The organism is Psychrobacter sp. G, from assembly GCF_000418305.1.
GTDB classification, from domain to species: Bacteria; Pseudomonadota; Gammaproteobacteria; order Pseudomonadales; family Moraxellaceae; genus Psychrobacter; species Psychrobacter cryohalolentis.
Genome location: NC_021661.1, coordinates 686,984 through 700,079, shown reverse-complemented (window position 1 = coordinate 700,079; position 13,096 = coordinate 686,984). Strand labels below are relative to the sequence as shown.

General features: G+C 44.1%; 10 protein-coding genes. 1 reads left to right on the top strand and 9 read right to left on the bottom strand.

Translation table 11 applies throughout. The annotated features are described in order from the left end of the window. The first annotated feature begins 210 nt into the window (after positions 1-210). On the top strand, positions 211-1,020 hold the full coding sequence (locus tag PSYCG_RS03020) for a hypothetical protein (RefSeq protein WP_051130940.1): 810 nt from the start codon (positions 211-213) through the stop codon (positions 1,018-1,020). Between the two features lie 161 nt (positions 1,021-1,181). Here PSYCG_RS03020 and PSYCG_RS03015 read toward each other — a convergent pair whose 3' ends face one another. From PSYCG_RS03015 to nuoG, 9 genes are all read right to left on the bottom strand, one after another. After that, positions 1,182-2,012: a ferredoxin--NADP reductase gene (locus tag PSYCG_RS03015; protein WP_020442877.1), complete on the bottom strand. Its 831-nt coding sequence runs from the start codon at positions 2,010-2,012 to the stop codon at positions 1,182-1,184. Positions 2,013-2,176: 164 nt separating this feature from the next. Further along, positions 2,177-3,655, bottom strand: coding sequence for an NADH-quinone oxidoreductase subunit N (locus tag PSYCG_RS03010; protein ID WP_020442876.1), 1,479 nt, complete (start codon positions 3,653-3,655; stop codon positions 2,177-2,179). A gap of 3 nt (positions 3,656-3,658) precedes the next feature. Next, positions 3,659-5,284 carry an NADH-quinone oxidoreductase subunit M gene (gene nuoM / locus PSYCG_RS03005; RefSeq protein WP_020442875.1) on the bottom strand — a complete coding sequence of 542 codons (1,626 nt, stop codon included), beginning with the start codon at positions 5,282-5,284 and terminating at the stop codon, positions 3,659-3,661. 1 nt (position 5,285) lies between these two features. Further along, the gene (gene nuoL, locus PSYCG_RS03000) at positions 5,286-7,160 is read right to left on the bottom strand and encodes an NADH-quinone oxidoreductase subunit L (RefSeq protein WP_020442874.1); all 1,875 of its coding nucleotides are present in this window, start codon (positions 7,158-7,160) and stop codon (positions 5,286-5,288) included. Positions 7,161-7,164: 4 nt separating this feature from the next. After that, a complete protein-coding gene (gene nuoK / locus PSYCG_RS02995; RefSeq protein ID WP_041753378.1) occupies positions 7,165-7,473 on the bottom strand; it encodes an NADH-quinone oxidoreductase subunit NuoK in 309 nt (102 codons plus the stop codon). 98 nt (positions 7,474-7,571) lie between these two features. Beyond that, positions 7,572-8,315 carry an NADH-quinone oxidoreductase subunit J gene (gene nuoJ, locus PSYCG_RS02990; RefSeq protein ID WP_020442872.1) on the bottom strand — a complete coding sequence of 248 codons (744 nt, stop codon included), beginning with the start codon at positions 8,313-8,315 and terminating at the stop codon, positions 7,572-7,574. Further along, positions 8,312-8,860, bottom strand: a complete 549-nt coding sequence (gene nuoI / locus PSYCG_RS02985; protein ID WP_020442871.1) for an NADH-quinone oxidoreductase subunit NuoI — start codon at positions 8,858-8,860, stop codon at positions 8,312-8,314. Before nuoI ends, nuoJ begins: the two co-directional genes overlap by 4 nt. Before the next feature lie 55 nt (positions 8,861-8,915). Continuing rightward, entirely contained in the window at positions 8,916-9,911 is a 996-nt protein-coding gene (gene nuoH / locus PSYCG_RS02980; protein ID WP_041772426.1) for an NADH-quinone oxidoreductase subunit NuoH, read from the bottom strand. 49 nt (positions 9,912-9,960) lie between these two features. Further along, entirely contained in the window at positions 9,961-13,089 is a 3,129-nt protein-coding gene (gene nuoG, locus PSYCG_RS02975; protein ID WP_020442869.1) for an NADH-quinone oxidoreductase subunit NuoG, read from the bottom strand. Positions 13,090-13,096: the final 7 nt, after the last annotated feature.

Sequence of the window (13,096 nt, the reverse complement as noted above, 5' to 3'; positions counted from 1 at the left end):
TCTCGCTAGCACAACCGTATACCGTAAATTCACAGTAACTTCTCAACAATTTATCATTGCTCACAATGAAAAGTATGCTCTAACTTGTACTCATCGCATAAGCCCAGCGCATTTGATATCGAAAATACAGGTATGCTGATGAGTAATAGACGTTCATTTTGCCCGCCTCGTTTTTGATATATACTGTTTGGTATCGGTCACGCTTTTATAATGATAAGGATAATAAGTTTGAGTAGCTTTAATAACATGAGTGATAATGTCGATCATTCAGACAACTTTGATGACTTTTTTGAGAATCTCGGCTACCGCTTTGATGAATCATTTAGCGATGGTTGGGCTCGCCTGACCCAATCTATTAAAGACTTATACAACCGTACAACCGATAAGCTAGAAGAGGAGCTGGCGCTACCGCTGACACAAGCCTACGTCAATGATGCGCTAAAAACTTATGTCACGGATAATGTCAAAGCCATCTTAGAGCTGCGTGTTGAGATACATGAAGATTGGTTTCGCTTGTATTGCACGGTCGATGCCGGCGGTATTTATGCAGAGGTGGCGAGTAACTTTCGTCTGGTACATGCGCAGCTCGATCGCAATGTACAGCGCTTTGTCTTTGGGCAACTGACCTATACCGATATCCTAAATTTGCGCTGCGAATCATTCCTTAAGCGTCAAGGTATCAAACTGTTTATTTGGTTTTACCACCGTATCCTGAAAAAAGACCCGTTGGGCTTTATCCTATCTTATATCGATATTGCACGCGCCAAAAATGAGATTATTTATATTGATATTAATCGTTGGCTGAAGAGTAATAAGAAAATTATCGGCATGTTACATAAGGCACAAGTTAACTATGGTGAGCTTGAAGAAGAACAATTGATTTTGAAAGCGCAGATTAATTATCGCGATTTATTATCCTCAAATAGCAACGAAGATATTATCAGCGAAAAAGACGAGCCAGTACAAGTACAAGGTCCTGTCCATCCACTAGATACAGAAAATGTAGCAAGCCAAGTTTAGAACATCATAAACTCTTAGCTCTTATTACTTTGCTATCTGATAACTGTCAACTATTATAAAAAAATGCTGTATCTTGCCAGACGAGAGTCGTCAAGATACAGCATTTTTCTTTTGCTAAAAATTTTAAAAGAATGCCACTCGATCACACTTTATGACATTCGTTACCAGTAATTTTCTACCGCAATATTGCCTTCTCCACGGCGATTCATCACCAGTCCTAAGCTTTTTAACGTCTCTTTGGTATCTTCTACCATATCTGGGTTGCCACATAGCATAACGTGCGTGCTATCGACATCTAAAGCAATGCCTGCGCGCTCTTGTAGCGTTCCATCTAGTAGCAATTTTGGCAGGCGCTCTGTCAGTGCATCTTCGATAGGCTCACGAGTAACAACCGGTATAAAGATTAATTTTGCAGGATTATCAACCAAGGAGCCAAAGTCTTCTTGCAGACTTTTTATCTTATCAACGTACGCCAACTCTTCTATCGAGCGCGCGCTATATGCGAGGATAATATGCTCGTAATCTTCCCAAGTCTTTAAATCTTGCAGCATTGATAAGAAAGGCGCAAGACCAGTGCCCGTAGCCAGCAACCATAAATCCTTTGGTAATGGCTTTTGATAACGCGCCAATGTTAAAAATCCAAAAGGCATCGTATTAAGCAGCAGCTCATCGCCTACTTCTAAGTGCTGCAACTGTGAGGTAAATGCACCATTAGGAATGACAATAGAGAAAAACTCTAATACTTCATCAAAGGGTGAAGATACAATCGAATAAGCGCGAAAAATATCTTCGTTTAGTGCGTCATTAGCGACATCATTGCCTGCTTCGCCTTGCTGCTTATAGTAGTTTAAATGACTGGGATTAACACCCAAACGTACAAATTGCCCAGCCGTAAATTTAAAGCTATCCGGACGGCTGACGGTAAAGCTAAATAAATTTGGCGTCCAAGTGGTTTTGCTTAGCACTGTTACGGTTTGAATATTGTCGCTCATAGTCATAAATCACTTATATTTTATTAACATTTATTTTTATAAAATTTAAACAACATAAAAAAAAGATGCGCCAAGCTTATCATAAAGCGGGCGCATCTTGGGTTTCTGACCGTAATAACAGATAAGCAGCGGTATCAGCATACCCCTACTTACCCTTTTGCTATTTACCAAATACGTGCCAAACTTGCCCATTCAATCATACTATTTGGTAATACGCCAAAGAACAAGATGATCGCCGTGACTGCAATGACCATGATACCACCAGTACGTAAACCCCACTGCTTCGAGACGTCAAATTCAATAAATTGTTTTGGACGTTTAAATAGCGTGAGCAAGACGCGCAAGTAATAGAACAAGCCAATCGCACTACCGAGGATAATCATCGCTGCCAAGAACCAATTAGTCCCTTGTACTGCAGCAAGAATCGCAAACAGCTTCGTGATAAAACCTGCGGTTAATGGAATACCCGCTAGAGATAGCATCATGATAGTCATGACACCAGTCAATACCGGACGTCTCCAGAACAATCCTTGATAATGAATCAATTGATCGGCTTCACCAGATAAGCGATAAGGGCTAGACATCAAGGTCACGACACCAAAGGCACCAATAGAGGTAAAGGCATAAATCGCCATATACATGCTAGAGATACTATCAGCAGCAGAACCAATGCTCACGATTACGATTAGCACATAGCCCATATGGGCAATCGATGAATAACCAAGTAAACGTTTGAGACTGGTCTGGCGTACTGCCAGTAAGTTACCTAGCAAAATAGATAAAGTTGCCATGACCATAAGCAGCATCTGTACCGATGGCAATGCCAATAATGAGGTATCAATTAAAAATCGTACTGCCAATGCCATCATCGCTACTTTTGATACCGAGGCCAGATAAGTCGCGATAGGTGCAGGGGCGCCTTCATAGACATCAGGTGTCCAAATATGAAAGGGCGCGGCAGAAAGTTTAAAGGCGATACCAAACATCATCATCGCTGCCCCTAAGATTAGCAGCGGCGATTCAAACGTATCTGTCAATGTTAAGCTAATAGGCTTAAATGCCAGTGAGCCAACTTCTGCATAGATAAATGCCATACCCATCAGCAGCGTTGCCGATGCTGTCGCTGATAGCACTAAGTATTTCAGCCCCGACTCAAGCGAGCGGGTACGCATATAGGTATAGGACAACATGCCATATAGCGGTATCGATAGCATCTCAAGGCTCATAAAGAACGATGCCAAATGCTGGGCGCAAACCATAAGCAGTGCACCAATCGTCGATAACAACATGAGCAAATACAGCTCTTCTTTATTATCCTTGAGGTTTGCTAAATACGCATAAGACAACGTACAACAAGCCAATGCACAGATAAAAATAATCACCATATTAAACTGAGCAAAATTATCAATCACAAATAACTGCTCAGCCGCTGGCACAAGCGTTCCACTATCGACTATACCTGCCATTTGCCCAAGCAAAATAAACAGACCGATATTGAGACCGATGACCGAAATTGTACCGGTCACCATATGTGAGCGCTTCATCGTGATGGCAATCATCACCGCCAATACCGTAATGACTACCGCAATGATTGGTGCATAAGGCAATAGCCCCATCAAATCATTCATCGTAAAATCGTTCATGACTTAACGTGCCTCCATTGCATCAAGCAGCTGCGAGGCATCTACTTGTGTTACTTGACTATATATATAAGCGTTATTAATCCATTGCATCGCATGACTTGAGGTATCAAGGAACGGCTGTGGATATAGTCCCAGCCATACCAAGCCTGCCGCTAGCATTAATAATAAAGACAGCTCACGTTTACCCAAATCTTTTAACGGACGCGTCGGCAGGCCATGCGATTTGGTTTCTTTTAATGCCACTTCTTTAATATTGTTGATACCAAATAGCGCTTTATGAATTAATATAAGTGAGTATAAACCTGCCAATACTAAGCTAAAGGTTGCTAAGACTACAAACACAGGATACTGAGCAAAGGCACCAAACAAGATCAAGAATTCACCGATAAAGTTACCCGTACCCGGAATGCCCAGTAAAGCGGCACAGAAGAACATCAGTATTGGCGCGTAATAACGGAACTGACCCCACATACCACCCATCAGGGTCAAATCACGTGTATGTAAGCGCTCATATAACTGCCCTGCCATAATGAATAGCGCTGCTGAGCTTAGACCATGTGCAAGCATTTGAATCATCAAACCTTGTAAGCTAAGTAATGTTCCGGCATAAATTGCCAATACCACAAAGCCCATATGCGAGATACTGGTATAAGCAAGCAGACGCTTCATATCTGTTTGCATAAAGGCAAGCCATGCGCCATAGAAGATACCAATCGTACCTAACGTCATGGCAATAGGCGCAAAATCTTGTGATGCTGCTGGAAACAATGGCAAGACAAAACGAATCAAACCATAAGCAGCCGTCTTAATCAAAACCCCTGCCAAATCCACCGAACCGGCTGTTGGTGCTTGCGCATGGGCATCTGGCAACCAGCCGTGGAATGGAATAATCGGCAACTTGACGGCAAAACCAATAAAGAAGCACAGCATGATCGGATATTCCCAGCCGCCAAGTGACGTACCGAGTAAATCATTATAGTTAAAGCTGACCACGCCTTTTTGGGCGTAGCTGATAATGACCAATATCAAAATACCGACCAGCATGATAAGACCAGATGCTTGGGTATAAATAAAGAACTTAGTTGCAGCGTATTCTTTGGTTTTACCAACGACATCATGACCCCAAATCGCGATCAAGAAGTAGATTGGAACCAGCATCATCTCCCAAAAGAAGAAGAATAAGAACATATCAATGGCTAAGAAAACACCGATGACGCCGCCCAAACTCCACAACAAGTTTAGATGGAAGAAACCAACACGGCGCTGAATCTCATTCCACGAACAGGCAACTGCGGCAACACCGAGCAGACCAGTTAATGCAACCATCATTAGCGATAAACCGTCTAACGCTAAGTGAAAACTGATACCAAAACTCGGTATCCAAGGCACACTGAATTCAGCCACCCAAGGCACAGCAGCATCTGGCGCAATGACTTGCTGACTCATGCCAGAAAAATCACCGTATTGCCACAGTACCATTGATAATACAAAGGTCAACGTCATACCAATTAAAGCAATCCAGCGCGGCAAGCGTTTATTAAAGCGTTCAACCAGCCAACATAGCAATCCTGCAATAAAAGGAATGGCGATTAATGCTGGTAGCATCCACGTTTGTTGTAACTCAATCATCTTATACCACCGTCATCATTACCAGCACGAGTAATACAGCCATACCCAAGCCAAAGCTTGCAGCATAACCTCGAAGTGACCCTGTTTGCGTCGCAGACAATACCTTATTACCCGCTGATGCCAGCTTAGGTAATAACAGCCACGTTTTATCGATAGGGTCGGCTTTAAATAAGCGGCCGATGAACAAAAAGGGTTTTACAAAAACTATATCGTATAGCGCGTCAAAGCCCATACCGTGATAGCACCAATGATATAGCGCCCCACCGATACGCGTGCGCTTAAAGCTGGTCAGCAGTCGACCTTTATTAACGACATATAATAGCGCCGCCAATATCAAGCCTGCTGCCATCGCACCCATCGCGATATACTCTGCGGTGTGCTTAGCATGCGCCTGACCAGCCACTTCTAATAAGTGCCCAACACTTTCTGGCAATACGCCTTGCAATGGCGGGGTAATAAATGCACCCACTGCCGTAGATAATACGAGCAACACACTAAGCGGCAGCCAATATGACACACCAGATAGTTTATGGGCATGCGTTTTCTCTTCACCAAAGAAGATAATCCAAATCATACGGAAGGTATAAAGCGCGGTTAAGAAAGCACCGAATACGCCCATATAGAATAAAACCATATGACCGGTTGCATAACTTTCCCACAGAATGGCTTCTTTAGAATAAAAACCAACGGTGACCCAAGGTATCGCAGCAAGTGCACCGCCACCGACGATATAGCACCAGAATACTAACGGAATCTTTTTACGTAAGCCGCCCATCTTAAAGATGTTTTGCTCATGATGTACCGAAAGGATGACTGCACCTGATGATAAGAATAACAATGCTTTAAAGAAAGCATGAGTCATCAAGTGGAAGATAGCCCCTTGCCATGCACCAACGCCGAGTGCTAAGAACATATAGCCAATTTGGCTCATAGTCGAATAAGCAAGGATACGCTTGATGTCCGTTTGTGCCAACGCACAGAATCCTGCGATAACCAGCGTTAATGCGCCCACTGCCCCAACCCAGTACAATAGTACGCCAGGTGTTAATATAAATAATGGATGTAGACGGGCAATCAAATAAACACCAGCGGTAACCATCGTCGCCGCGTGAATCAATGCCGATACTGGCGTTGGACCTGCCATCGCATCTGCAAGCCATGTATGTAATGGTAGCTGCGCTGATTTACCCATCGCACCGCCAACCAACATCATGGTAGTTAGAATCATGGTTGGATTATTAATATCAAATACTTCCGGGGCACGGGTAATAATCTCTTGAATATTAAGCGTACCAAATTCGCGGAATAATAAAAACAAACCAAATGCTAAGAACACATCACCAACACGGGTCACGGTAAAGGCTTTTATCGCTGCTCGACCATTAGCGCGGTCATGATAGTAAAAACCAATTAGCAAGTAAGAACAGATACCGACGCCTTCCCAGCCAAGATAGAGCAAGAACAAGTTATCCGCTAATACCAGCAATAACATACTGGCGACGAATAAGTTCATATAGCTAAAGAAGCGCGCAAAGCCTGTTTCACCTTTCATATACCATGCGGCAAACAGATGAATCAAAAAGCCGATACCGGTAATGACACCCGTCATCGTCAATGCTAACCCATCAAAGCTTAAGCCAAAATTTGGCGCAAAATCACCGACTTGGAACCATGTCCAGAGTGGAATCTCTACAACAGTTCCGGCTGGATACGTCGTTAAGAAGGTATAGCTGACGATCAGCGTACATAGCGCTGATAGCAGCATACTACCGACACCAACAATCGCTGCCACCTGCTCGCTTAATTTATCGCGCATAAAGGCTAGAATCAAAAAGCCAACGAGCGGGAATATAAAGGTTAATGGTAATAAACTCATGACATCATCCTTTCATCTCATTGGCGCTGTCGACATCAAGATGCCCACGCTGATGATAAAAACGCAATAATATTGCTAAACCAATAGCGGCCTCTGCTGCTGCTAAGGTCAAGATAAAGATAAACATAATCTGTCCATCTGGATCGACCCAACGACTACCTGCTACCACAAATGCTAGTGCCGCCGCATTCATCATGATCTCAAGGCTCATCAGCATAAATAGAAAATTACGCCGTACCATAACACCGCACAGACCAATCGCAAATAAAATACCTGCCAAGATTAGTCCATGGCTCATGGGTATCAGACCCAGTACATTTTGCGCCTCAGCAACCGGCTGCACTAAGCCTGCTACTTCATGGGCAAACGGCACATTGGCAATATCTTGTGCCACGCTTGCTGCTAGTACCATCAGTCTGACTCCTTGCGCGTGACTTTCTTCATACCGTTCTGCGTACCTGCTTTCATACCGACCTTCATGCCCACATAGTCATGCGGGTCGACATCTTTATATTCGTATGGTTTTGCCATCTTTACTACATCGTTATTGGTGTGCATGCTGTCGTTTTCGTACAGCTCAATACTACCGACATTTGGACTGGCTACTAGGCTATCATTACCGATAATCTCATCATCGATAGCTTCTTTACCTAAATGATAAGCTGCAACTAGAGCAGCAAGTAGTAGCAATGCGGCTACTTCTATCAACATAATGTATTTGGTAAATAAGACTGTACCTACTGCTTTTGCTGAAATAGTCGTACCGCCCATCAGAGCTGCTTCGTTATGATTGAGACCAATCATCGCATATAGCACGACCGCGATAATAATCGTTAGCCCCGTCGGTATCGCCCAAGTGCCGGCATCAAGCCAACGCTCTTCCCGCTCATCATTACGCATGCCTAAATTCAGCATCATAATCACGAAGACGAACAGCACCATAATGGCACCCGCGTAAACGACAATTTCAAGTGCTCCAGCAAACGGCGCACCTATCACAAAAAATATGCCAGCGATTGCCAGCAATGACACAATCATCGATAAAATAGCATGCACTGGATTGGCTTGGGTTACCACGCGCAAACTGGCAAATATTGCTACCGCTGCTAATGAGTAAAACCCTGCCAATTCAGGATTATTTAAAATATTCATCATGGTAGCAAGCTCCTTAGATCAATCGGTGCCGCTTCATTTTGCGCCGCGCCTTTTGGTTTATCTGCTACCGCCATACCCGTCACGCGATAATAGTTATAATCGGGATATTTACCTGGTCCTGAAATCAGCAAATGCTCTTTTTCATAGACCAAGTCTTGACGGACGTATTCGCTCATCTCAAAATCAGGAGTCATCTGAATAGCTGTCGTAGGACAAGCTTCTTCACACAAGCCACAAAAAATACAACGTGAAAAATTAATACGGAAGAACTCTGGATACCAGCGACCATCTTCACGTTCCGCTTTTTGCAGGGAGATACAACCAACTGGACATGCCACAGCGCACAAGTTACAAGCAACGCAGCGCTCATCGCCGTCAGGGTCACGCGACAATATAATACGTCCACGAAAACGTGGCGGCACTGGTACTGGCACCTCAGGATAAAGAATGGTATCGCGTGGTCTAAGCGCATGACTATTGACCATCCACATGCTGCGGACAATGGTAAATAGTCCAATGACGGTCTTTTTTATCGTAGTAAACATGGGATTATTATCCTTCTCAGCTTTACCCTAGTTCATCAGTGATGGCTAGTGATGATTACAACGTTGGGGAAAAAATCAAAATGACTGCAGCAGTAACCAATAGATTAATCAAGGTTACGGGCAGGCAGACTTTCCAGCCAAAGTTCATCACCTGATCATAGCGCGGACGCATGAGTGAGCCTCGAGCCAAAACAAACATAGTCATAAAGAAAAGCGTCTTAATCATGAACCAAAAAGCGGGTGGAATAAACGGGATATCTAAATTAAAAGGTGCCAACCAACCACCAAAGAATAAGCAGGTCATCAAAGCAGAAATCAATACGACATTGACGTATTCGCCAATAAAGAACATACCGAACTTCATGCCAGAATATTCAACGTGATACCCTTCTGCCAGCTCTTGCTCAGCTTCTGGTTGGTCAAATGGATGTCTATGCGTGACCGCAACACCAGCAACGACAAAGGTTAAAAAGCCAAAGAACTGCGGAATGATATACCAACCATCAGCCTGCGCTTCAACAATCGCACGTAAATTAAATGAGCCAGTCAATGCAACAACACCCATCAACGACAAGCCTAAGAACACTTCATAACTGATAGTTTGCGCGGCTGAACGTAAGCCGCCAAGCAATGAGAATTTATTGGCTGATGCCCAACCACCGAATAGCACTGCATAGACTGCAATACCAGCCATGGCAAAAAAGAATAAAATACCAATATCCCAATCAGCAACGCCAAGCGTTGGCGAGATAGGAATAATGGCAAATGAAGCCAGAGCAGTAAACATGGCAACTGCAGGCGCCAAAGTAAACATAAACTTATCGGTAAAATTTGGTGTCCAATCTTCTTTAAAGAAGATTTTGAGCATATCGGCGACTAGCTGTAGTGAACCAAACGGTCCAACACGGTTTGGACCATAACGGTCTTGCCAGAGTGCTAGCATCCGGCGCTCATAGATAATCATCATTGCCGCGACAATGACAACGACTAAAAAGATAACCAACGATTGTATGACCATAAAAAGTATGGACCAAGTATCAAAGGTCATCATACTCGCCAAAAAACTTGGCACATCAGGGATAATACGAGTGACTTGCATATTACACCTCCTGTGTGGTGGTCGGCGCTGTGCTTACTGGCGCGGCGCGGTTATTGTTATCTTCAAAGCTATTTAAAGCAGTGTCATTTTCAGAATTGCCACTAGCGTCATTAGCTAAGCCGCCCATCATCGTAATAGGTGCATCGACTTTACGTACTGACGCTGGCATCGATGGATGAATAATGCTCACCTGACCGACAGGATAACCGATACAACCTTCGGCTAAATAGCCAACAAGCTCTACTGGCAGCGTGATTTGCTGTTTATCAATCTCAATCGCTAGATAATCACCAGCCACGATACTCCAATCTTTTGCGTCATCAATCCCTATACGCCATGCAGCTACTGGTAATTGTTCAGCAACGACTGGGCTACGCGATGCCATCATTGAACTGGCATAGATATTATAAATAGGAACCAATTTAGCTTGCCCTTGCTGCATATCCGTCGTAGCTACTGAGCTAACTTCTGGCGCAACATATTGGCGCGTAGCTAAACGCTCTAACTGATCGAACAAACGCACACCCGGATCACCATTTCTAAGACTACCACCCACTTTATCTTGGTATTTGTTCCAAGCTTGCGGTGAGTTCCAACCGGCAGATTGCGCAAAAGGAATCATCGCGCTTGGGGTTTGCTTACCGCTATAGCCTTCCATTGAAAAGGTTAAACCGGTATCCAAATCTTTTGGCTGCATTGGCTCATGGACAGAGACAGGCGCGCGCATAGAAGTACGACCTGAGTAACGACGTGGCTGACGGGCAATTTTTAGACCCGTCATCCGGTAATCAGCATCGGGTGCAGCTTCTTTGATACCAGCAAGCTTAGGATGGGTCGCTATCAAAGCATTGATGACATCGTCAAGCTGCGTCCAATCGACATCACGACCTTCTAAGCTGCTGTGCACGGCATGTAACCAGCGCCAGCCTTCTTTGATACTACTAAGCGGATGATAATAGTCATTATCATAAACTTGGAAGAAGCGCTGCGCACGACCTTCGGCAGAAATAAGCGTGCCGTCTGCTTCAGCAAAAGTGGCTGCTGGCAATACAATATCGACGTCTTTGTGCCAATCGAGTAATTGATGATCTAACGCAATGACGGTTTTATCAGTCAATAGCTGTGTTAATTTATTCGCATCAATAGCATCAGTCAGCTGATTTTCAGCGACTATCACCACATCAAAATCAGTCGCCAGCAATTCTTCAACTGAATGACCACCGAGTAAACAAACACCGATACTATTAGCATCTGTCACTGCTAAATAGATACCCGCTTGGGCATGATACTTTTTATTGACTTCTTTTAGCTCAAGTTTGGTTGCAGGCTGACGTTCAACATCGTCTTGTGCTTCAGTATTAACGCCCGTTTCAGGCTTATTTGGCTTGGCAGACAGATCTTTATCTTCTGTTTGCTGCGCCGTTGTTGTTTGTGCTTGCGCTTCAGCTGCTGCAACTTTGGCATTATGTGTCTCAACTTCATACTGCTCAGTTGCTTTGATCGCTGCACGCTTTTGGCTTAATGCTTGCGTGATTTGCGCTGCTGCTTCTATCAAGGCAATAGACGATAAGCTGCTACCAGAGACAACCAACGGCTTGTCCGCTTGGATCAAGTCATAAGCGATTTGCTGTGCCAGCGCTTGCATAGGATCAGCGCCAATATTGGCATTAGCATCTTCCTCATTGCTTTGCGGGTCGACTATTTTTGATAAGTTATCAGCAAATATAGCAATTTCATCCGCAACTTTAAAACCAAGTTTAGTGATGTCTTCAGGTGTCGCTACGACGCTAACCTTACTGATATCTTCAAGTTTGGTTTGAGTCACATCGATGACATATACTGGGCTTTGTGCGCCTTGAGCAATACGTTTGACTGGCTCAGCCAACCACGATTGCGTTTTGGTAGCAGTCGCCATTTTTATGGCTTCATTTTTCGCCGCTTGACGGATAGAGAGTGCCACACGTGATGACGTTTGAGTGATATCTTCACCCAAAATCAGTACCGCATCGTGGCTTTCAATATCGGTCATACCTGGGTTATAAATACCCTCAGTACTCAAGACTTCAATACATTTATTGACCAGTGCTTGCTGCTGATAATTAAGACCCGTTGAAAAATTATCAAAACCAACGAGGTTTTTTAGCGCAAAGTTGGTCTCAAGGCTGGCACGTGGTGAACCAATACCAATGACTTTTTTGTCTTTAATACGCTTAATAGTTTCATCAAGAGCATAGTCAATATTGATTTTGACATGTTTATCATTGATACGTTCAAGCGCTTGAGTCGGGCGGTCTTCACGATTGACATAGCCATAACCAAAACGACCACGGTCACATAAGAAATAACGATTTACCTCGCCATTATAGCGATTTTCGATACGGCGTAATTCACCATAGCGCTCACCGGCAGAGATATTACAACCCGCTGAGCAGCCATGACAGATGCTTGGTGCATACTGCATATCCCATTTACGGTTATAACGATCCGAATGTGTCTTATCGGTAAATACCCCCGTTGGACAGACTTCCGTTAGGTTACCTGAAAACTCACTTTCAAACTGACCATCTTTATCACGACCAAAATAAACACGTTCATTTGAGCCATAAACACCTAAATCTTCGCCGCCTGCATAGTCTTTATAAAAACGGACACAGCGGTAGCAAGCGATACAGCGGTTCATTTCATGCGCGATAAAAGGACCAAGCTCTTGATTATGATGGGTGCGTTTGGTAAAGCGGTAGCGACGACGATGATGACCTGACATATAGGTCATATCTTGTAAATGACAATGTCCACCCTCTTCACAGGTTGGGCAGTCATGCGGATGGTTAATCATCAACAGCTCAACCATCGACTTACGGAACGCCTTCGCTTCATCATCAGTCACTGAGATGTACATATCATCGCCTGGGGCGACCATGCAGGACATCACAAGGCGACCGCGACCTGCTTCCATATCTTCTTTGGTCATATATTGCTTAACCGCGCACTGACGGCAAGAGCCTACTGAACCAAGGGCTGGGTGATAACAAAAATACGGCACATCAATGCCGAGTGACAAACATGCTTGTAGCAAATTGTCCGCGCTATCTACTTCGACAGTGGTTCCATCAATATGTATGACTGCCATGCCGCTC